Genomic DNA, 235 nt, shown 5'->3' on the forward strand with positions numbered 1-235 from the left:
ATGTCGGGCGATGCAGTTAGGACCACGGTTGACGGCTACACCGGCGCCACTTCGCTGTAGCAGGCCGCTCAAGGTGGTATGGACGCCATTGCTGGTCAAATGACTTGGATGGATGCCTTCTTTGGTAATATTCAAGGCAGTATCGTTGAGACTTCAACCTTGGCAATTTTTATCGGTGGCGCTGTGCTGCTTGTGATGGGTATTTCTTCCTGGCGCATTGTGCTGGGAGTTATGC

1 pseudogene is annotated in these 235 nt (G+C 52.3%); it reads left to right on the forward strand.

The window, feature by feature from the left end:
• Nucleotides 1–235: pseudogene (locus Q4563_RS22730) on the forward strand (RnfABCDGE type electron transport complex subunit D); the annotation flags it as partial.

It is taken from the genome of Gilvimarinus sp. 1_MG-2023, assembly GCF_030548285.1.